Source organism: uncultured Aquimarina sp. (assembly GCF_947492965.1).
Classification (GTDB): Bacteria; Bacteroidota; Bacteroidia; order Flavobacteriales; family Flavobacteriaceae; genus Aquimarina.
On the sequence record NZ_CANLOZ010000005.1, the window covers coordinates 490,099 to 511,079 of the forward strand.

Here is a 20,981-nt window from a genome sequence, read left to right on the forward strand (position 1 = left end):
ACGAGCTTTCTTTTTCTGTTATAGATCTTATAAAAAACGTTAGCATCATTCCTATGCAAATCGATATAAATAACATTTAATCTTTGATTAAGATACACGGAAAACGTAGTTTCTAAAGTATCTATTCTTTTGGTATTATATATCGACTGCACATTCATATCTCTATTCTTTTTCCCGATCTGATTTATCGTTTGTAATACCTAATTTGTGGTTAAAGCAAATAAGTATTGTCAGGTATAAAATTAGATAAACAGAAAATTTGTTAAGAGCGACTTCTTTGTGGAAATTTTCTTTTTTTCGATGAATGACACATAAACTCCACAAAAGTGTTTATACTAGTAAAATGTTTTCTTTTAAAAAAGCGAAAGGCACGCCAACCACAGCATGCCTTTCTAACAACCTAACCAATAAATAAACAAACCAAAGCCAGTCTTAGCAACTGACTAAAGGTACTTTTCAAAATTTTTCACACGAATTGTTGCTTTTAAATCGTGTAATAAGTTATACAACCCAAAGAATGTTCTGTTGATATATAGGAAATGCTTACTTCCTCTATTTCCATTCATTTTCCTAAGCTCTGTATCTTTAGAATATTTTTCACTTAACTCTGTTATCTTATCCCAAAACTCTTGATCTGCGAAGTCAAAAACTTCTTCATTAAATGGTTTTGTAAATAAACTTAACATCTCATAAAATAGCTCCGAGAAGAATTTCTTCTCTTCTTCAGAATCATCTTCTCGGAGTATTTCGAGTTCAAACATCTTTTGAGCAAAGAATTCTGGATTATTTATATTTTCTCTTTCAGCTAATTCAAAATAAGGAGTATAAAACTCCAACGGTACTTTCTTTACACATCCAAAATCTATTGCGATCAGATTTCCTTCTTTATCTACCAAGAAATTACCAGGATGTGGATCCGCATGCACAGCTTTCAGGATATGCATTTGATACATATAAAAATCCCAAAGAGCTTGTCCTATTCTATTGGCTTTTTCTTGATCCTCGTTATGTTTTGCAAACTCACTAAGATGCTCTCCATCCATCCAATCCATCGTAATGATTCGCTTACTAGATAAATCTTCGTAATACTTTGGGAACTTTAGATTTTCAATTTTAGCGCAGGCGTTTGTAATTTCTTTACTTTGCTTTACTTCCAATACGTAATCAGTTTCCTCTAGTAATTTCCCTTCTAACTCCTGAAAATACTTATCAGAATCTTTCCCTTTTAAATTAAACATCCTGATGGCGATGGGTTTTACCATCGCCAAATCAGAACTTATGCTGTCTGCAACTCCAGGATATTGAATTTTCACAGCAAGTTTTTTCCCGTCTTTAGCGGCCTTATGTACCTGTCCGATACTGGCGGCATTAACAGATTGAGTTGCAAACGTATCATATAAATCTTCCGGATATTTTCCGTGATATTTCTTAAATGTCTTTCTTACTAAAGGAGCTGATAATGGCGGAACACTAAACTGTGATAGCGAAAATTTTTCAACATAGGCATTCGGCAATATGTTTTTCTCCATAGAAAGCATCTGCGCTACTTTCAATGCGCTACCTTTTAAATTTTTTAATCCGTCATAAATATCAGCGGCATTATCTTCATTTAGCTTATCTCTAGTAATGTTAGGGTTTATCGCTTTTTTACTATAATATTTCAGATAATTCCCTCCTACTTTTACACCAGTCTTTACCAATTCTGTGGTTCTACCTAGTTTGGAAGTGGGTATTTTATCAATTGTCTTCATATTCCTTTTCTCTTTCTACAATCTTACTTTCAACTATTAATTCCACATGGCTTTTTCTTTCCAGAGGAATTTCCCCAAATCTAAAACGCTAGTTAGTGGTGTATTATCAAATAAATCAAATATGGTATTCACTGATTTCTCGATAGCAATATCGGTTTTCTCGAAACCAGCAGATTCATCATCCATCCAAAATTTTAATAAGAATAAAAATTGCAACCAAGCTCCTTCTGAATACACGGAAACTGGATTTTTAGCTATTTTAAATAACTTTTCATCATTATCCGTTTCGATCAATTCCTTGGCGAAATGTTTGATATGCATTCTTAGTCCTTTTAACTGAGTTAAATTCTTAAGAGGCATATTATGGTATTGTAGCGCTAATAGCACGTAACTTCTGTTCAATGTCAACATTTCAAAAAACGTAAAAAAGAACGTCAGCATTTTATCCTTACTAGATAAATGAGCGTACTCTTTATTATTGTTCATCGCGTCTATAGTAGTACTAAAGAACGTATTCCAAATGCCTTTGTTTACACTATCCAAACTACCAAAGAACTCATAAAACTCTTCTTCTTTTATTTTTGACTCTTTACAAAATTTATACACCGACTTAGGGTATGTATCATGCTCTAAAACATAATTCATATACTTAGTTATGATGTACTGACTGTCTACGGTTTGTTTTTTACTGGATGATGCCATATCTATTAATTTACAGAGTAAAGATAGTCATTGTTTAACTTTTTTTAAAAAAACCTAAACAAAAAAATTGTTAAAGTTGTTTCATAAAAAATGAAACTTAAAGTTCTAATATTTAAGTAGACGCAATTCAATTATTATCCTTACGTATTATGGATAATTTGATCATAATGTCAGTTTGTCAGCAATATAGGATTGGTACTTTTTTTGTCTATGGAGAGACACAATAGTGCTAATAAAAATTAAAACATAAAAAAATGGCAACAGGAAGTATTAATGTATCGGTTGAAAACATTTTTCCTTTGATTAAGAAATTCTTGTATTCAGATCACGAGATTTTTTTACGAGAATTAATATCTAATGCAACAGATGCAACATTAAAGTTAAAGCATCTAACCAATATTGGTGAAGCCAAAATTGAATATGGTGACCCAAGAATTGAAATAAAGATTGATAAAGAGAATAAACAACTACATATTATTGACCAGGGAATTGGTATGACTGCTGAAGAGGTAGAAAAATATATCAATCAGGTTGCTTTTTCTGGAGCGGAGGAGTTCTTAGAAAAATATAAGGATAGCGCCAAAGATTCTGGTATTATAGGTCATTTTGGATTAGGTTTTTACTCGGCTTTTATGGTAGCTGATAAAGTAGAAATCATTACAAAATCTTATAAAGATGAGCCTGCTGCTCACTGGACTTGTGATGGTTCTCCAACCTACTCTTTAGAAGCACATGATAAAACCGAAAGAGGAACCGAAATCATCTTACATATTGGCGAAGAAGAGTCTGAATTTCTTGAGGATAACAGAATAAGCGAACTTTTGGTGAAGTACAATAAGTTTATGCCTATTCCAATCAAATTTGGAACAAAAACTGAAACCTTACCAAAACCAGAGGATGCTAAAGAAGAAGATCCAGCACCTACTCAAGAGGTGGATAATATCATCAACAATCCAAATCCAGCTTGGACTAAACAACCAACAGATTTAAAGGATGAAGACTATAAAAGCTTTTACCGAGAATTGTATCCTATGCAATTCGAGGAGCCATTATTTAACATTCATTTAAATGTAGATTATCCTTTCAATCTAACAGGAATATTGTATTTCCCGAAGCTTGGGCAGGATATGAATATGCAAAAAGATAGAATTCAGTTATATCAAAACCAGGTATTTGTAACAGACAATGTAGAAGGTATAGTACCTGAATTCCTTACTATGCTGCGCGGTGTGATTGATTCTCCAGATATTCCTTTAAATGTTTCTAGATCGTATTTACAGGCTGATGGGGCTGTAAAAAAGATTTCTAGTTATATCACTAGAAAGGTAGCAGATAAGTTAAACTCTCTATTTAAGAATGATAGAGAAGACTTTGAAAAGAAATGGAATGATATCAAAGTAGTGATCGAATACGGAATGTTATCAGAAGAAAAATTCTTCGAAAAAGCGGATAAATTTGCTTTATACCCAACCGTAGATGACACGTACCTAACCTTTGAAGAATTACAAGAGAAAATAAAAGATAATCAGACAGACAAAGACAATAAGCTAGTAGTCCTGTATGCTTCTGATAAAGATGCGCAACACGCTTATATTGCTGCTGCAAAAGATAAAGGATACGAAGTTCTATTATTAGACTCACCTATTGTTTCTCATTTAATTCAAAAACTAGAAACTAGTAAGGAAAACATTTCTTTTGTTCGTGTAGATGGTGATCACATCGACAATCTTATCAAAAAAGACGAAGAAACCATTTCTAAACTTTCTGATGAAGAAAAAGAAACCTTAAAAACAGATTTAGAAAAGGTTATCCCTACTTCTACATATACAGTACAACTAGAAGCAATGGATAGTAACGCTTCTCCATTTATGATTACCCAGCCAGAATTTATGCGTCGTATGAAAGAAATGCAGCAAACTGGTGGTGGAGGAATGAATATGTTTGGTAATATGCCAGAGATGTATAATCTAATCGTAAACACCAATCATGATTTGATCAGTCAGATAAAAGATACCAAAACAGATAAAAAGAAAGAACGTCTTATCAAGCAATCCTTAGACCTTGCTAGATTATCTCAAAATTTACTGAAAGGTGAAGAATTGACAGAATTTATCAAGCGTAGTTTTGAAATGATTAAATAAACAAAAGTGTTTATCTTCTTATAGAATATAATTGAAACCGCTTCAGAAATTGAAGCGGTTTTTTATTATCCAAATCTGGATATTTCATATTTTAGTATTTTTACCATATCATTTTCTTTATAAAGATTACGGAAACAAATGAATAACAGTTTTTTTCTTTTTATAGCAATACTTTCTATTGGTTTTCAAGGGATTGCGCAAGACATCGTCTCTGGTTATATTCCTCTGGAAAGTAATAAAGATGTAGAACAAAAAATTCACCTAAGTAAAGTAGATTTAAATGATACTGACAAAAGTTATTCGTATACTATAATAGCTTCTACCAACATTTCTGAACAAGGGTATTTTTCTTTTGATCAAAAATGGTTTACCTCTAAAGACCATTTATACAAGATACAATTAGAACCTGCAGCAGCATCTACTACCAATAAACAAAACAAAGACTCTAAATTATTCATTTTATCTAAAAACGATTCTATACATTTTGAAAAAGGATCTTCTCCTTTTGAAACATATACCACGAATAACAAGGCTGACAAAGAATGGCAACAACTGAAGAAATTCGAATCTAAATTTGACACTTTACATGACGGCTTTGATACTGACCAGTATCTTCTTAGAACAAAGGGATATATTAAAGATTCACTTCAAATCTTGTTAGTAAAACTAATTAGCATCAAAAAGCTGGATGATAAGAAACTTCTGGATAAAGACATTATGGAAAACACTTCCTATTACACAAGTCTTTTAAAAGAACTAAAATCTAGTGAGATTGATCCTGCTTTATTTTTATACTTAGAGAATAAGCTTTCTTTAGTTTACAAAGAAGAAGCTGAACAAAAATATTCTGTTAGTATGTTACTAAACGGTATTGCTATATTAATAATTGGGAGCCTTATTTTCTTAGTGTTACGTAAAAGAAGAAAAGCACAAAATACCATTATTACCTCATCATTAAGCAAACAGGAAAACACTATTAAAGAGCTTATTCTTTCTGGAAAAACCAACAAGGAAATTGCAAATGAACTTTTTATTAGTGTAAATACGGTGAAAACTCATATTTCTAATATTTACAGCAAATTAAATATTACGAGCAGAAAAGAACTATTAATAAAAAACAAATAAGTCGAACCAATATTACTTTCTTCTGGAAACCATTCTACTTAAATAGATTCCTTACAATTGAGAATACGTTTATGATATACATAAAAACATATGAAAAGAAAAACTCCTTCGATTAGAAGGAGTTTTTTACTATGAGTTATATTCTATTTCTTAGACCTCTAAATTATGGTAATAAACTAGCCACTGTATTTTTTTGAGTTATTTGAGTATTTTTATTTGTATCGATTACATTAGTTAATCTAGTAGTTTTTCTAATATCTGTAGTAAAACCATTTTTTTCTAATAAGCTCTTATAAAATTCAGTTTTAGTAGTATTCTTATTAGTAGCAACTTCTTTCTTTACTTCTTTAATTGCAATATCAAAGTTATTCGCTTTTACCAATGCTTTGAAAAAATCAGTTTTAGTACTTTTTACATTTTCGATAGATGTGTTAACTTCATTAGTAGCAACATCTTGTGCTGTAATAGTAAGAGTAGAAAATAAAACTGCGATGGTAAAGAAGATAGCTTTCATAGTATTGGGGGCTTAAGTTACTTTGATTAACTGATGTAAATTTAAGTCGAAAAAACCTCTCCATAAAATCTTTTAAAAACTTTTAGACAAAGTGGTTTTTTAAATCGATGAAATACACAAATTTTACGGTTTTACCGTACAAAATACACGTAATTTTTGTCATTTTGTAGGATTTTTAACGGTATAAAATTGATCAAACCACCTATAAAACAGCATTTAAACTATAATAATCGGTGTAAAACACATTTTAAGAAATAATTAATACGTAGTTACTAAATAAAAAGTTTATTCCTTAGATAAATGCGGAGGGTTGTAATCTTTAAATAACCTACATCAAAAAGTTTGTTATTGAGATTGGCATTCTTTTGCTACTCTTGTTTCACATCTTATAAACTCTTTGTTTACAGGGATTTCTCATAAAATCATACCGGTACTAGTTCCTTTTTACGACCATCATTCTTTCGATTCATCCAATTTTTAGATTTCATTTGACTTTAAAAAAGAGAAACAATCAAATCAGATGCAGATCAATCGGTTTAAAAAATGGAACCTATTATTAGGTTGGTTAGTTTTTACAATTTCTTTAGGAGTATATATCAAAACTGTAGAACCCACCAATAGTTTCTGGGATGTAGGAGAGTATATAGCAACTTCTTCAAAATTACAAATTGGACATCCGCCTGGTGCTCCCCTATTTCAGATGATCGGTGCCTTTGCTTCTGTCTTTGCTACCAACCCAAAACAGATTGCCTATACTCTTAATCTTACATCCGCATTAGCCAGTGCATTTACCATATTGTTCATGTTTTGGTCAATCACTATACTTCTAAGAGATTTAGCTTCCACCATAAATAGCAATACAAGAAATACACCCTTTACTATTTTAGGTAGTGCTATAGTGGGATCCTTAGGTTTTGCTTTTACAGATAGCTTTTGGTTCAATGCGGTAGAGGCCGAAGTGTATGCAATGGCCACACTAATACTATCTGTTATGTTTTACTTAGGTTTATTATGGAAACGTGATATGCATACTCCAAAAGGAAATAAATGGATCATTCTAATTGCATTTGTTATAGGATTATCATTTGGAATACATTTTATGGGATTACTTTCTATTCCTGCGATAGGCATGCTTTACTATTTTAAAAATTATAAAAGTATTACCATAAAGAATTTTATTATTGCTAATCTCATTGTAGTAGCGGTATTGCTTTTCATTTTCAAATTGTTCATTCCCTACACACTGACCTACATCAGTTTTGTAGAAATATTTTTTGTAAATACTATTGGACTTCCTTTTCATTCTGGAACTATATTATCTGTTATAAGCATCCTGGTACTTTTTTATTCAGGATTGAGATATACTCGAAAGAAAGCATATCCTTTATTAAATACTTCATTATTATGCTTGGCATTCATTTTAATTGGTTTTTCTAGCTGGTTAATGATTCCGGTGCGAGCTAATAGTGGCACTGTAATTAATGAAAATAATCCGAATAATGCTCGAGAACTACTAGCCTATTATAATCTAGAACAATACCCAAAGACATATCTTTTTTATGGTCCTCAATTTTCTGAGATCTATGGAAATCTCGACGAGAATGAACCTTATTTAGATGATAAGCCTAAATATGAAAAAGATACCTCTTCTGGAAAATACATTATCGTAAATGACTGGAAAAATGCCAGACAAAACTTAGATAATACGCATAAGACTCTATTACCAAGAATGTGGAGTACAGAGCACATTAGTAATTATATGATCTTTAGTGGGCCATTAGAGTTCTCAATAAAAACAGAATTTCAGGATGAACAAGAACTCATCGAAACTGTTATCGATTTCAGAAAAAAATACGCTTCAGGAGAGTTAGATAATAATGACTATCATAAATTTTTAGAATCATTTGGTCAGTTTTTAGACATACAACCTCCTTCTTTTTGGGACAATGTATCTTATCTATTTCAATATCAGATCAATTATATGTATTGGAGATATTTTATGTGGAATTTTGTTGGTAGACAAGATGATGTACAAGGACGATTAACCGATTTACATGGTAATTGGCTAAGTGGTATTGAATTTATCGACAAGTTTCATCTTAGTTCTCAGGACAATTTACCTTCTGATGCTGCGAATAACAAAGCCAGAAACACCTACTATTTTCTACCTTTAATTTTAGGGTTGTTAGGAATTGTTTTTCAATTTCGAACTGATAAAAAAATGTTTTGGGTATTATTTATATTCTTTTTGTTTACAGGTTTATCGCTAAAGATCTATTTAAACGAAAGACCTTTTGAACCGAGAGAACGAGATTATGCCTTAGTAGGTTCTTTTTATGTCTTTGCTATCTGGATTTCATTTGGAGTTTTTGCTCTTTTTGATCTACTTAAAAACTATGTACACTCCAAGCATGCTTCCTATGTAGCAATTATCATTTCATTGTTAGGCGCACCAGCAATTTTAATCGCTCAGAACTGGGATGACCACGATCGTTCCGATAGGTATACCGCCAAGGGTTCTGCACAAACGTATTTATCATCTTGTCAAAAAGACGCAATTCTATTTTCTATTGGCGATAACGATAGCTTCCCTTTATGGTATTTACAAGAAATAGAAGGATACCGCACCGATATTCGTATTCTCATTACAAATCTTTTGGCTACCGATTGGTACGTTGATCAGATGAAAAAAGCCGCTTATGAAGGGAAACCTGTCCCTTCGGGATTAGAGCATTCATTTTATGCGTATGGAAACAACGATGTAATTTATTTCAAAGAGGTTACTAAAGATACGATGCATATTAAAAACTGGATGCGATGGATAACCTCTAATGATCCGAGAACAAAGGGTGAACTTATGAATGGGAAAACGGTATCTACCTTTCCCACTAAAAACATTAGGATTCCTGTTGATAAAGAAAAAGTTCTTAAAAATGGTATCGTTTCTAAGGAAGATGCAGATAAGATTGTTCCTTATATCGATATTCATTTAAAAGGTGGTTATATTCCAAAACATAGATTAGTGATGTTAGATATCATAGCTAATAACGATTGGGAACGCCCTATATATTTCACAGGAGGTAGTTTTGGCGATGATGATTATATATGGATGAAAGATTATCTACAACTAGACGGTATGACGTATAAACTAGTACCTATTAAGACTAAAGTAAATCCTTCGAATCCATATCAATTAGGTAGAGTGAATACAGAAGTTATGTATAAAAATGTGATGAACTGGGATTGGGGAAACGGAAATAGTACAGGGATTTATCATGATACCGAAACCAGACGCAATGGCATTTCATACAGAACAAATCTAAGCAGACTGGCAGAGCAGTTAATAAAGGAAAATCAAACCGAGAAAGCTGAAGAAATCTTAGATCTTGGGCTAGAAAAATTTCCTTTAGAATTCTACGAATACTATACGCCACTTCACGATTTTATTCAAAATTATTATCAGATTGACAAGACAGAAAAAGCAAGATCATTATGGAAACAGGTAGCAACCAAATACCAGGAACAATTAATCTATTTTTCTGGTTTATCTTATGAAAAACAGTATGAACATTTCGAAAACATCATGGATAACGTAACCTATTACAGAGATCTTATAGATACATTAGTTACGAACAAAGATGATGACCTTATCGATCAGGAAATTGATACTTTTAATCAGTATATCAATCTTTTTCCGAGATTTTTTGCAAAAAAAGAGCTACCTAAACCCGATTCAGAACCAGAAAACAGTGAGGATTTATTAAAAGAATTAGGATTAGAACAAGAAATAGAATAGCTTACTCAAGGGTAATCTTTCATTAACAATTGCAAACATTTTTAGCTGAATATAAATGCTATTATCATCATTCTTAATAACATCAAAATGTTAAATTTATTTAAATTTTTATATTAGTTAGGATTCCTTACTATATTTGCACTGAAATTAATTATAAATCATAAATACCATTACAATGAGTAAATCAATTTTTTACCACGCCGGATGTCCAGTTTGCATTAGTGCAGAACATGATATCATCAATCTAGTAGGTGCTCCTAACGTTGAAATTATCCATTTAGGAGAAGAACAATCCAGTATTAATGCCGCAGAAATGTCGGGTGTGCAATCCGTTCCCGCACTGGTTACTCCAAATGGAAATGTATTACATATCAATTTTGGAGCATCCATTTCTGATCTAAAAAAATAAAAAATTTAACTCAAATAGTTAGGATTCCTAATTTAATCCTGTCTATTTTAAAAACTATAAACTATGAAACATTTATTTTTTTTAGTGATTGTACTCTGGAGCAGCAGCTTAGTTGCTTGCCCAGTATGCAAAAATTATAGCACTAGTGATTTTAAAATTATTGACGCTAGTGTTACCCATTGGCAAGAATTATCAACTACCATATGGGAAATTAAGGTACATGGAATTGCTGGAGCCACTACACCAACACCTGCCGGACAACTGCACAACGCACCAGTGCTTGGATATGTTTTTCCTACTTCGCTTGCTCCTACTGATGTTGGTTTTAGCGCAACAGAAGGTATTGTTGCGTTAGCTTTAACCTCTCATCCCGATTTTGATGATACTCCTTTGTGGGACGAAAACCTAGATCAAAACTATAACAACGATGGAATCATATGGCATCCACATTGGGTGGTGCTTCAAAAAGATGACAGAGTAAAAGGCGGATTATCCGTAAAACAATTTAAAAAAGGTGATCCTTCTATTCAACTTCCTCCTACCAATCCTGGTATGCCAATGTTTATGGATTCGCCAGGATTTCAGGTTATTACCAAAGGAAATAGTATAAAAGTTATTATCCCAAACTATAGAATTAGCCATAAGACTAATTTTAAGTTTGATGCGGTAGCCGCATTTATGCAAGTAAACACAGAACAGAGTAATCTTCCAATGTTGGGTGTGTATGAGGTATATAGTGTTCTAAGTAAAGATCTTTCGCTTCCTTATAAAGTTCAATTAAAATAATGAGTATATGAAAATAGCAGTATGGGACACCTATGTAAGCAGAACAGATGGTCGATTGATGCACTTCGACATTTTAGTTCCAGATCACATCACTGACGAGAACAAAATATTAGCATACGGTAAAAAATATCTGGACACAAAAAGTTTTAAGACTGGTACGTTAACTTCTAACGAATGTAAATTTTGTCATATTCAGAAAGCGCCAGATGGTATGATCCAGGATATAGAGACAACTGGGTTTAGTATTTTTGAAATGGAAAATTGTAGTTAGAAATAATTAATTAGGATTACTAACTTTGAAAAAGTTAAAACTCCTATACAGTATGAATAAAAGTATTTTTAATATTCCTTTTCAGCATGATGATATCAATGCAAAAACCGTGATTGGTTTAGAGCGAATTTCTGAAGCTTTCAGGACTCTTTTATGGGAACATGCAAAAGAAGTTAAACTAAGTCCTATCCAGATACAAATACTAATTTTTGTAGCGTATCACGACGATAAACTATGTACTGTAAGCCATTTGGCTAAGGAATTTAATCTTACAAAACCAACCATTAGTGATGCTGTAAAAGTTTTGGAACAAAAGGAGATGATTTCAAAAAACAAAACCTCATCAGATAGCAGAAGCTATTTCATCAGTTTAACTAAAGGTGGTGAGCAAAAGGTTTCCGAAACCGAACTCTTTGCGAATCCAATTAAAAAGGAAATTTCTAAACTTACTGTACAGGAGCAAGAATCACTTTTTAGTACAATAAGTACTTTGATTCATAAACTTCATAAATCAGGAGTTATCACTATTCAAAGAACATGTTACGCATGTAAGTATTATGAATCTAAAGATTCTAATAATGGTTATTGTAATCTTATTAGAAAAGATATTTCATCAAATACAGTTCGATTAGACTGTCCAGAATTTGAAGAGAAGGCATAAAAAAACCTCCTGACCCAAGTTTTCAGGAGGTTTTGATATATTTCGTAGAAGATAATAAGTCCCGTTCTTCTAAGAAATGAATCCAACTAACCCTTTACAGGTTTTGTTGTTTCCTTTTTACCAATATGCTTTGCATAGAATCCCATCATAGCTTTATACATCGCTATAGAATTTTCTTCTTTTGCAAAACCATGGCCTTCGTCATATTTTACCATATATGGAACATCAAATCCTTTATCACGTAATGCTTTTACGATCTGATCAGACTCATCTATATTTACTCTAGGATCGTTAGCTCCTTGTACCACAAACAGAGGTTTTTTGATCTTATCGATTTGATACACCGGTGATACTTCTTCCATAATTGCTTTTTCTTCAGCTACATCCTCATCATACCAGATTTCTTTAATAATTTTTAAATATGGTTTCCAATATGGTGGAATTGTTTTCATGAACGTAAATAAGTTAGATACTCCTACATAATCTACTCCACAAGCATATAAATCTGGTGTTTTTGTTAATCCTCGTAGTACTGCGTATCCACCATGACTACCACCGTAAATAGCAACTTTATCTTTATCTACCCATCCTTGATCAATAACGTATTGCAATCCATCTTCTACATCATCCATCGCTTTTCTACCGATCTGTTTAAATCCTGTTTCTAAAAACTCTCTACCATATCCTCCAGAAATTCTAAAATTCACCTGTAAAGTTGCATATCCTCTACTTGCGAATAATTGTGATTCTGGATTGAATCCCCAAGAATCTCTAATACCTTGTGGTCCTCCATGAGGATTAACTACCAATGGTACTTTTTTTCCTTGGATAGCTTCTTTAGGCAATGTAATATATCCATGAATTGTTAAACCGTCTCTACTCTTAAAAGTAATTGGACGCATTTCTGCCATATCGTTCTCCTTTAGCTGAGGCATTAAATTATACAATAGCTTAAAGGTATCTTTCTTAGCATCATAAGAGTAATACACTCCATATAACTTATCACTTTGTAAGAAGATCAAATACTTATCTTCATCATCCGTCTTTCCTGCTATTGAATATTGGTGATCAGGAAATTTTTTAGTGATTTTTGAGTGTAATTTTTTATAATAATCACTTACTGGTACTACTACTCTCTTTTCTCCCTGATAAGAGAAATAATCTAATTCATATCCCCTTTTTCTAGATAAAGAAAGATTAGAGACATCATATTTATCATTAGAGAATAACTTCTTTATTACTTTGTCTTTTTTTAAGTCGTATAAATAAATTTGTGACTTGTCTGTATCTAAGTTAGATACTACATATGCATCATGAGGATTATCTGTAGAATAATCATAGTTTAGGATGGAAAACGTATCTTTCCAATTCATTTGCTTAAGCACCTCATATTTCCCATCTTCTTTAGCGTAATAGAAATCTACATTTACTCCATCTCTTATTTTTCCATATCCTCGTAGATTACCATCTTTATCAAAACTATATCCTGCTATTGGATTTGAAGCATCGTCATTGGTAAATAATTGCTTAATCTCTCCTGTAACAATATTAATTTTATAAGGCTCAAAGATTTGTTTATTATTTTTATTCATAGAGATGATCATATGATCTTTATCCTCTTTTAAACCTTCTAATATATTTACCTGAACACCCTCATAAGGAGTTAATTCTTTCTGATCGGTTCCGTCTATGTTTGCCGCAAAAAGATGGTAGTCTTCATTTCCACCTTTATCCATAACATATACTAATCGCTCATTATTAGCCCAACCATACCCACGTATTAATTCTTCTTTTTCTTCTATAACTCGGGTTACTTTATCAGTTGCGATATCCTTTACGTATACATGATTTTTACTGTTACTATCTTTCTCTCGATAAGAAAGATACTTTCCATTTGGAGAAAATTGAAAACTTCTAGCTTTTGGTTTTGCAAAATAATCCTCTACAGAATACTTATAATTGCCTTGATCCAAATTTGCCATTTTTTCTAATTCCGAATCCGAAGAAACCAATGATGGGTTTCCAGGTATCGTTTTCTCTGATTTTTCCATTTCTAATGGTAGTTCCATTCCGCCTTGATAAAAAGTTCCTTTTAATTTACTATTCTCCAGAGATGCTATATATTTAATCCCTGCTTGTTTGAAGATCAAAGTTAATTGATTGTTTTCAAAAACTGTGGAATCCATTGGAATTCCAGAAGCTCCTTGCGCAGGACTATCCATCGTAGAAGAAAGTGCTCCTTCTTTCTCTTCTATATGAAATACTAAAGGTACTTCCGTTCCTTGTACAGATAATTTACCTTTCCAAGTTCCTATTGCATCCTGACCGTATATTTGAGTAAATGCCATACAAAGCATGGCCATACAGATACTCAAAAAATTCTTTGATAATTGTTTCATGTGATTTTTATTAGATTGATGATAATTATTTAGATATACGGAATTAGTAATCGACAAGGCAATTTTGTTACATTATTTAAAAAAATTAACAAAATTTAATTTCAAAATACCTTGACGGTAAATCATAATATCTGTTACAATTTTCATAAAGATTATAGTACTAGATGCGCTTTTACTATTTTAGATTATTAACACAAATAACCTTACTATGAAAAGAATAATATTGGCTCTGATAACCCTTTGTCTATTGGCATGTGATCAGAAAAAAAAGGAAGAAAAAGTAGTTCCTGAAGTAAAAGAAGAAATAGAACAAATTCCTGTAGAAGCTGATGGAGGAATTGGAGATGGAGCTTTATCTATCACCGACCATTTTATTAAGAGTATCGAAAAAGCTCACAAAAAAGAAAAATTCCTAAAACACAAAGCCATAAGTTTTGATATCAAAATTTTATTTAATGGTAAGGAACATTTAGAAGGAAAGATTACGATGCTTACCAACTCTTCAAAAATTAGAATCGACAAAAAAGATAATAGTACCCTAGTGTATGATGGTGAAAAAGTATTCTTGTATCCCGCAGATGCTAATGATCAAGGAGCACGATTTGATATGTTTACCTGGACTTACTTTTTTGGGTTCCCTTATAAATTCAGTGATCCTGGCACGAAATGGGAAATGCAAGAAGATCGTAAGCTAGGAGACAAAACCCATAGTACTGCCAAGCTTACTTTTGAAGATGGTGTTGGAGATGCTCCTGATGATTGGTACGTAATCTACGCAGATCCAGATGCTAAGTTACTACAGGCAGCAGCTTATATTGTAACCTTTGGAAGTGATGGAGATATTTCTAAGGCCGAAGCAGATCCTCATGCGATACAATATAAAGATTTTAAACCTGTAGATGGTATTCTATTTGCTACTGCATGGGAGTTTTATGGTTGGACTGCTGAAAAAGGAATGACAGACAAATTGGGAGAAGCTACCATTTCTAACATTACTTTTATTGAAGATGAAGGAAATTTATTTGATGATCCTGGAAACTCTAAGATTATTGAATAACCGTTTCAATACATAAAAAAAACACCGCTCACATGGCGGTGTTTTTCCACTTACATAATCCAGTTCACACAGTCAGTCTACAATCCGGATATCACAAATTGTTCCCAAGACCCTATAGCTGTTCTATTACAGGTCATTGGTTTTGTTCCGTTTTCAGAACTTATATATTTTCCATTATTGCCTTTTAACGCGTAGGTATTTCCACCAAGATTTTCCAAGGTAAATTGTTCCCAAGCACCAACTTGAGACCTATTACAAGTAATTGGTTTTCCTCCATTTTCGCTGCTCACATATTTACCATTATTACCTTTTAGTGCAACTTTTCCTCCACTTAGAGTAATCACTTCAAACTTTTCCCAAGATCCTATAGTTGTTCTATTACAATTCATAGGATTACTTCCATTTTCACTACTTACATACTGATTATTGTTTCCTTTTAATGTAATGATTCCGGCAGCAGTACTTGGAGGGTACATCTTATTAATTCCTTCTACATCACTATTAGACAATCCATTTCTTTGCGCATTATATGTACTTCCGTTAAGTCTTGTAATAGTTGGTTGTCCATTCTTAGAAAATGCGTAAGAACCGTACATCATAATACTTCCTAAATCTAAACTAGAAGTATATTCATTTCCATCTTGTCCTTGTTCTGTATATGTTCTGAAATTAAATTCTCTTCCATCTTGTATATTTTCAAAAAGAATTTGAATGTACTGATCTCTATCTTTCCTACTTTGTTCATGCCATAATCCAATAGCGTGACCAATTTCATGAATTGTATTTCCGGTAGAGCAACCATTAGCTAATGTAATCTCCTGTCGACCTCCAATTCGACCAACATATGAAGAGCAACCCGATCCATTTCTAAAGTATACATAATTGGTCTCGTTAGTACGTTTCACAAACCTTAGCGCGGTTTTAGACTCCCAATGGGCAATTGCATTCGTAATACGAGCTTGATTAGGCATTCCACTTTGGATAGCATAATACACTGTATTGTTAGGCCATCTACCTCCTACTCTACCAACACCTTTGTCTGTTTCTGATGGTAAAACCTTGATATCTCCTTCTAAAATGTAATGCTTATTTACACTTTCTACCGCTACTTCTTCTCCTTCTAATAAAATCTGAATTAATTCTCCAGTTTCTTCGGGATATGCTTGTTCGAGTATGAAATCTTCAAGTGGATTTTGTTGATCGATTGATTCTAACTCCTGAGATTCACAGGAAATAAATAATACGTTTGTGGAAATAAGAAACAATCCCACAAATAATGTGAAATACTTTTTCATGGTTGAGTTTGTGTTAGGTATAAAAGTTTATACAATAGTATGGATTCCTCTTAATTTTTTTAACTGTAAAATACTAAGTGCATTCTAACCGTATAAAACCGATCCATATAAAAAAGTATTCGTTTTTACGTATAACATTTATCTTATTATCATTGTGCGAATAATTGAACCTAATCTGTATGCATGACACGTTAAAATCTATCTCACTAATCTTATTTTTTTTGTATCTTTAGATAGCACACAAATTAGCAGATATAAATTAAAATTCTTTCTCATGACTCCTTTATTTAAAAAACTTCAACTTCCTCCTTCTCTTGATGAAATTTTAATATTAAACGAGCCAGAAGGTTTCTGCAAAGAATTAGATTGTTTGAAAGATGTTACGGTAAAGGAATCTTTAATTCAGGTATCCGAAGTTGATTTTGCTTTAGTATTTGTCACTGAAAAAAAACAGATTGAAAATCGTATAGAAACCGTATATCCAAAATTGGTTGGTGATGCGGTATTGTGGTTTGCATACCCTAAAAAAAGTTCCAAAAAATACAGTTCTGAAATCACAAGAGATCATGGATGGGGTGTTTTAGGGGATTACAATTTGGAAGCCGTTAGACAGGTGGCTATTGACGAAGATTGGAGTGCTTTAAGATTTAGAAAAGTTGGTTTTATCAAAAAAATGACCAGGAGTAAAGATTTCGCATTGAGTAGTTCTGGAAAAGAAAAAACTACAGGTTTTTAATGAGTTGGCATTTATTTCTTTTATCCAGTATTTTTATTCTTGCAGGTATTTTTCATTTCGTAAAACCTAAAGCTTTTATGAGAGTCATGCCTTTGTATATTCCCTATCATAGACAACTTGTTTACTTAAGCGGTTTAACCGAAATCGCAGCAGGAATTGGGTTATTATTTGTAACAACAAAATCTGCAGCAGCATGGGGAATTGTTACAATGCTTATTTTGTTTTTTCCTGTACATATTCATATGCTGGTGCATCAAAAAGCAGGTCTTGGATTGCCTAAAACAATTCTTGTTTTACGATTATTACTTCAATTTGGTTTAATATATTGGGCATATTTATATACCTAAAACATATTTAATTTGGATCTTTTTACCCATCAAAACCAACATATCCCAATTACACTACCTGATGGTGAGGCGCATTACTATCCGAGCTTTTTAGACAAAAAAGAAGCAGATAGTTTATTTGAAATACTCAGCACTACTATACAATGGCAACAAGATGATATCAAAGTTTTTGGCAAAGTATATCCACAACCTCGTCTTACTGCTTTATATGCCAATAATAACAACACATATTCGTATTCCAATATCACCATGCAACCTCATCAATTTACAAACGAGCTACTGATTATTAAAAAAAAGGTCGAACAGATAACCTCTGAACATTTTACTACCTGTTTGCTTAATTTATATCGAGATGGCCAAGACAGTAATGGTTGGCATTCTGATAACGAAAAAGAATTAGGAAAAGAACCTACAATAGCATCGGTTAGTTTTGGGGAAGAAAGGTGGTTTCATTTTAAACACAAAACAAAAGATCTAAAGCAAAAAATATTACTCCAACATGGAAGTTTGCTAATAATGAAAGGAAAAACACAAGAAAACTGGTTACATCAACTTCCGAAATCCAAGAAAATACAAAAACCTAGAATTAATCTTACGTTTCGGATTATCCAATAAATTTGGATTTATAAAAATCGGCTACACTTCGTTTTATAGAATGATCATATAGAATTATACAAATCTCTATGATAATCCATCGACTTAATATTATAATTGTTGTTCTTCAATAAGATTAAGGTTATCACAAAAAACATCGCATGCATTATAGCCAAAAACGGAAAATTAGCATCCAATAAGAAAAGTGATATAAAAGAAAACAATAATAACGCACATATCAGGACTTCTTTAGTAAAAATTCCAAGTACCAAAAACATCCCTAATATAAACTCTTCAAAAGGAACCAATGGAGCAAGGGATTCAATCAGCGGATGCGTAAACCACTCTGTATATTCGAAATAAGTATTTATTTCTTTTAGAAATTCTGAATATATAAAAACGTTATAAACGGAATGAACTACCAAATAGAGACCAAAAAGCACCCTTGATATCATATATAGATATACTTTAAACTTCATATGCATTTGTGTGAAAAATTGGGCAACAAAAATATATCTCAAGTGCAAAAAACAACTTGTAAAATTTAGCAAACAACTTGTACAATTAAAACATAACCCCTTAAATATCAATACAATTGAATAATTTAAACTAAAAATACAAGTACAAAATCACTATATTGTTTGATTTTATTTTTGTAACTTTAAAACAAAAGAAAGCACTGATAATGAATCGATATACCTTACATGAAACTTTTGTTGTACATCAATATGCATTTGATAAATGGGAAGCAGAACCACATAATCACAACTATTTTGAGATTATTTTTGTAGAAAAAGGAAGTGGGTATCATACTATAAATGGTATAAGATTTCGTTATAAGAAAAATGATATTTTTCTATTAGCTCCTGAAGACACACATCATTTCGAAATTGAAAAACATTCTAGATTTACTCATTTCAAATTTACCGAGCTTTTATTTTCCAGTAAAGTCAACTTACCCGATAGGAAATACTGGTTACAAAGAATTGAGCAACTCTTACATCATCCTAATATCATCCCAGGTGATGTGATCACTCATGAAGAAGACAGAAATATCATATGGGATATTCATAATGTAGTGATGGAGGAGTTTAAAAATGAAAAAATTTATTATCAAGAAATTATCTCTAATGCGATCAGTACAATTTTAAGTATTATCGTTCGTAATATTTCTGCTAAATATAGCAGTCATGAAAGAAACGTATCCATAACAGATTCTAGAATTGATCAAATCTTAAGTCATATTAGACAAAACGTATATGACAATGATTTAACAAAGATCAGTTATATGGCGGATAAATTTAATATGTCTCAAAGTTCTATCAGCACCTATTTTAAGAAAGCTACCGGAGAATCTATTCACCAATATGTTACCAAATACAAAATGAAACTGGTAGAGTACCGATTACAAAATACAGAATTTACTATTGCAGAGATCGCATACCAATTAGGATATACTGATGAAAGTCATCTTACAAAGACTTTTAAGAAATATTTTTCTATGTCTCCTAAACAGTATCGAAAAGACTTAACAACAGTAAGTGAGTAAGAGTTTACCCAAAAATATCATTTAACATTTTGGCTAATCGAATTCCTCCTTTTTGTAATTGAGATCGTACTATTGGAAAATAGTTGTACATATATTTGTACCCTAATTTTTCGCCCACATTAGCCGATCCATATACTTGTTTTGCCAAGTTTTGCGATTCATAAATCCAATCGAGCACATCTCCTTTTTCGATGGCTGATATTTCGGACAAAGACAATTCATCTGCATTATCTGCAAGTTCGGTATAACTCATACCATAGTAATCAATCATCTCGCTATCCCAAACTCTATGGAGATTAGAACCATCTCTAAACCAACGAACTTGAATATCATTCCCTCCTTTGTCCTCACCTTTACCAACGTGCAACGGTTGGTGCAAATCGCCTACGAAATGAACTAATAATTTAAGATGAAATTCCTTTTCTTTTTCGGAAGTATTTTCGTCCTTTAATATTGCTACACATTTTTCAATTCCTTTTATTAAATCTCCATACTTACTTGGAGTCTCTTCTCCATATTTCTTACCAAAAGGGAAATTAACATAATGCCATGGACTATATCCTTTGTACTGATCATCACTTTTTATTTCATCCGCATAAACCGAAACAAATGCCAGACCATGTCCTTTCAGTAATTTATCGATGTTTCTTTTAGCTTTTTTGGTAAGATATTTTTCAGCAATTTGTCCCGTAACCCTATGTCCAGTTTTTCCCCAATCGTCAGTATATGCTTGGATATTATATGAAATAAGTAATATAAATAAAAATGTAATGTATCGAACAATCATGTATTGAATTTTGCCACAAAGATAAAAAAGGGTATGTTAGTGAATCGTTAAATGTCTCGTT

Annotated in this window: 19 protein-coding genes; 12 read left to right on the top strand and 7 right to left on the bottom strand. The window is 32.2% G+C overall.

All coding sequences use genetic code 11. The features are described 5' to 3' along the window. Positions 1-443: 443 nt before the first annotated feature. Both Q1B37_RS15775 and Q1B37_RS15780 read right to left on the bottom strand, forming a co-directional pair. Positions 444-1,751 carry an AarF/UbiB family protein gene (locus Q1B37_RS15775; RefSeq protein WP_299899967.1) on the bottom strand — a complete coding sequence of 436 codons (1,308 nt, stop codon included), beginning with the start codon at positions 1,749-1,751 and terminating at the stop codon, positions 444-446. Between the two features lie 36 nt (positions 1,752-1,787). Then, entirely contained in the window at positions 1,788-2,453 is a 666-nt protein-coding gene (locus Q1B37_RS15780; protein WP_299609262.1) for a TetR family transcriptional regulator C-terminal domain-containing protein, read from the bottom strand. Positions 2,454-2,707: 254 nt separating this feature from the next. Here Q1B37_RS15780 and htpG point away from each other — a divergent pair, with 254 nt between their 5' ends. Together htpG and Q1B37_RS15790 are read left to right on the top strand one after the other, a co-directional pair. After that, positions 2,708-4,594, top strand: coding sequence for a molecular chaperone HtpG (gene htpG, locus Q1B37_RS15785; protein WP_299899970.1), 1,887 nt, complete (start codon positions 2,708-2,710; stop codon positions 4,592-4,594). Positions 4,595-4,732: 138 nt separating this feature from the next. Next, entirely contained in the window at positions 4,733-5,719 is a 987-nt protein-coding gene (locus tag Q1B37_RS15790) for a response regulator transcription factor (protein WP_299899973.1), read from the top strand. Positions 5,720-5,882: 163 nt separating this feature from the next. On the opposite strand, the gene Q1B37_RS15795 is transcribed toward Q1B37_RS15790, so the two are convergent. Then, positions 5,883-6,233, bottom strand: a complete 351-nt coding sequence (locus tag Q1B37_RS15795; RefSeq protein ID WP_299899976.1) for a hypothetical protein — start codon at positions 6,231-6,233, stop codon at positions 5,883-5,885. Between the two features lie 520 nt (positions 6,234-6,753). Between Q1B37_RS15795 and Q1B37_RS15800 the strand changes: the two genes are divergently transcribed. The 5 genes from Q1B37_RS15800 (at position 6,754) to Q1B37_RS15820 (ending at position 12,156) form a co-directional block, all read left to right on the top strand. Next, positions 6,754-10,029, top strand: a complete 3,276-nt coding sequence (locus Q1B37_RS15800) for a DUF2723 domain-containing protein (protein ID WP_299899979.1) — start codon at positions 6,754-6,756, stop codon at positions 10,027-10,029. Positions 10,030-10,204: 175 nt separating this feature from the next. Beyond that, complete coding sequence (locus Q1B37_RS15805; protein WP_299899982.1) at positions 10,205-10,438, top strand: thioredoxin family protein; 234 nt, start codon at positions 10,205-10,207, stop codon at positions 10,436-10,438. A gap of 63 nt (positions 10,439-10,501) precedes the next feature. Then, the gene (locus Q1B37_RS15810; RefSeq protein WP_299899985.1) at positions 10,502-11,224 is read left to right on the top strand and encodes a hypothetical protein; all 723 of its coding nucleotides are present in this window, start codon (positions 10,502-10,504) and stop codon (positions 11,222-11,224) included. Positions 11,225-11,231: 7 nt separating this feature from the next. Beyond that, a complete protein-coding gene (locus tag Q1B37_RS15815) occupies positions 11,232-11,495 on the top strand; it encodes a DUF2024 family protein (protein ID WP_299899988.1) in 264 nt (87 codons plus the stop codon). A gap of 52 nt (positions 11,496-11,547) precedes the next feature. Continuing rightward, the gene (locus tag Q1B37_RS15820) at positions 11,548-12,156 is read left to right on the top strand and encodes a MarR family winged helix-turn-helix transcriptional regulator (RefSeq protein WP_299899991.1); all 609 of its coding nucleotides are present in this window, start codon (positions 11,548-11,550) and stop codon (positions 12,154-12,156) included. An 86-nt stretch (positions 12,157-12,242) separates the two neighbouring features. Here the strand turns inward: Q1B37_RS15820 and Q1B37_RS15825 are convergent, their stop codons facing one another. Continuing rightward, entirely contained in the window at positions 12,243-14,519 is a 2,277-nt protein-coding gene (locus tag Q1B37_RS15825; protein WP_299900065.1) for a S9 family peptidase, read from the bottom strand. 244 nt (positions 14,520-14,763) lie between these two features. On the opposite strand from Q1B37_RS15825, the gene Q1B37_RS15830 reads away from it, so the two are divergent. Further along, complete coding sequence (locus Q1B37_RS15830) at positions 14,764-15,612, top strand: DUF6503 family protein (RefSeq protein ID WP_299899994.1); 849 nt, start codon at positions 14,764-14,766, stop codon at positions 15,610-15,612. Between the two features lie 77 nt (positions 15,613-15,689). Here Q1B37_RS15830 and Q1B37_RS15835 read toward each other — a convergent pair whose 3' ends face one another. Then, positions 15,690-16,907, bottom strand: a complete 1,218-nt coding sequence (locus Q1B37_RS15835) for a M12 family metallopeptidase (RefSeq protein ID WP_299899997.1) — start codon at positions 16,905-16,907, stop codon at positions 15,690-15,692. 274 nt (positions 16,908-17,181) lie between these two features. Between Q1B37_RS15835 and Q1B37_RS15840 the strand changes: the two genes are divergently transcribed. Genes Q1B37_RS15840 through Q1B37_RS15850 form a run of 3 tightly spaced genes read left to right on the top strand, consistent with a single transcriptional unit; the run spans position 17,182 to position 18,605 of the window. Next, complete coding sequence (locus Q1B37_RS15840; RefSeq protein ID WP_299900000.1) at positions 17,182-17,643, top strand: hypothetical protein; 462 nt, start codon at positions 17,182-17,184, stop codon at positions 17,641-17,643. Continuing rightward, a complete protein-coding gene (locus Q1B37_RS15845; RefSeq protein ID WP_299900003.1) occupies positions 17,643-17,990 on the top strand; it encodes a hypothetical protein in 348 nt (115 codons plus the stop codon). The genes Q1B37_RS15840 and Q1B37_RS15845 overlap by 1 nt, the downstream gene beginning before the upstream one ends. 12 nt (positions 17,991-18,002) lie before the next feature. Then, entirely contained in the window at positions 18,003-18,605 is a 603-nt protein-coding gene (locus Q1B37_RS15850) for an alpha-ketoglutarate-dependent dioxygenase AlkB (RefSeq protein ID WP_299900006.1), read from the top strand. Positions 18,606-18,649: 44 nt separating this feature from the next. Here Q1B37_RS15850 and Q1B37_RS15855 read toward each other — a convergent pair whose 3' ends face one another. Beyond that, a complete protein-coding gene (locus Q1B37_RS15855; RefSeq protein WP_299609236.1) occupies positions 18,650-19,063 on the bottom strand; it encodes a DoxX family membrane protein in 414 nt (137 codons plus the stop codon). A gap of 206 nt (positions 19,064-19,269) precedes the next feature. On the opposite strand from Q1B37_RS15855, the gene Q1B37_RS15860 reads away from it, so the two are divergent. After that, positions 19,270-20,133 carry an AraC family transcriptional regulator gene (locus Q1B37_RS15860; RefSeq protein WP_299900008.1) on the top strand — a complete coding sequence of 288 codons (864 nt, stop codon included), beginning with the start codon at positions 19,270-19,272 and terminating at the stop codon, positions 20,131-20,133. 4 nt (positions 20,134-20,137) lie between these two features. On the opposite strand, the gene Q1B37_RS15865 is transcribed toward Q1B37_RS15860, so the two are convergent. Beyond that, positions 20,138-20,920: a S1/P1 nuclease gene (locus Q1B37_RS15865; protein WP_299900011.1), complete on the bottom strand. Its 783-nt coding sequence runs from the start codon at positions 20,918-20,920 to the stop codon at positions 20,138-20,140. Positions 20,921-20,981 lie beyond the last annotated feature (61 nt).

Excerpts from the sequence above, each read along its gene's own strand:
- Q1B37_RS15775 (WP_299899967.1), bottom strand. The coding sequence starts at position 1,751 with ATGAAGACAATTGATAAAATACCCACTTCCAAACTAGGTAGAACCACA.
- Q1B37_RS15780 (WP_299609262.1), bottom strand. The coding sequence starts at position 2,453 with ATGGCATCATCCAGTAAAAAACAAACCGTAGACAGTCAGTACATCATA.
- htpG (WP_299899970.1), top strand. The coding sequence starts at position 2,708 with ATGGCAACAGGAAGTATTAATGTATCGGTTGAAAACATTTTTCCTTTG.
- Q1B37_RS15790 (WP_299899973.1), top strand. The coding sequence starts at position 4,733 with ATGAATAACAGTTTTTTTCTTTTTATAGCAATACTTTCTATTGGTTTT.
- Q1B37_RS15795 (WP_299899976.1), bottom strand. The coding sequence starts at position 6,233 with ATGAAAGCTATCTTCTTTACCATCGCAGTTTTATTTTCTACTCTTACT.
- Q1B37_RS15800 (WP_299899979.1), top strand. The coding sequence starts at position 6,754 with ATGCAGATCAATCGGTTTAAAAAATGGAACCTATTATTAGGTTGGTTA.
- Q1B37_RS15805 (WP_299899982.1), top strand. The coding sequence starts at position 10,205 with ATGAGTAAATCAATTTTTTACCACGCCGGATGTCCAGTTTGCATTAGT.
- Q1B37_RS15810 (WP_299899985.1), top strand. The coding sequence starts at position 10,502 with ATGAAACATTTATTTTTTTTAGTGATTGTACTCTGGAGCAGCAGCTTA.
- Q1B37_RS15815 (WP_299899988.1), top strand. The coding sequence starts at position 11,232 with ATGAAAATAGCAGTATGGGACACCTATGTAAGCAGAACAGATGGTCGA.
- Q1B37_RS15820 (WP_299899991.1), top strand. The coding sequence starts at position 11,548 with ATGAATAAAAGTATTTTTAATATTCCTTTTCAGCATGATGATATCAAT.
- Q1B37_RS15825 (WP_299900065.1), bottom strand. The coding sequence starts at position 14,519 with ATGGCCATGCTTTGTATGGCATTTACTCAAATATACGGTCAGGATGCA.
- Q1B37_RS15830 (WP_299899994.1), top strand. The coding sequence starts at position 14,764 with ATGAAAAGAATAATATTGGCTCTGATAACCCTTTGTCTATTGGCATGT.
- Q1B37_RS15835 (WP_299899997.1), bottom strand. The coding sequence starts at position 16,907 with ATGAAAAAGTATTTCACATTATTTGTGGGATTGTTTCTTATTTCCACA.
- Q1B37_RS15840 (WP_299900000.1), top strand. The coding sequence starts at position 17,182 with ATGACTCCTTTATTTAAAAAACTTCAACTTCCTCCTTCTCTTGATGAA.
- Q1B37_RS15845 (WP_299900003.1), top strand. The coding sequence starts at position 17,643 with ATGAGTTGGCATTTATTTCTTTTATCCAGTATTTTTATTCTTGCAGGT.
- Q1B37_RS15855 (WP_299609236.1), bottom strand. The coding sequence starts at position 19,063 with ATGAAGTTTAAAGTATATCTATATATGATATCAAGGGTGCTTTTTGGT.
- Q1B37_RS15860 (WP_299900008.1), top strand. The coding sequence starts at position 19,270 with ATGAATCGATATACCTTACATGAAACTTTTGTTGTACATCAATATGCA.
- Q1B37_RS15865 (WP_299900011.1), bottom strand. The coding sequence starts at position 20,920 with ATGATTGTTCGATACATTACATTTTTATTTATATTACTTATTTCATAT.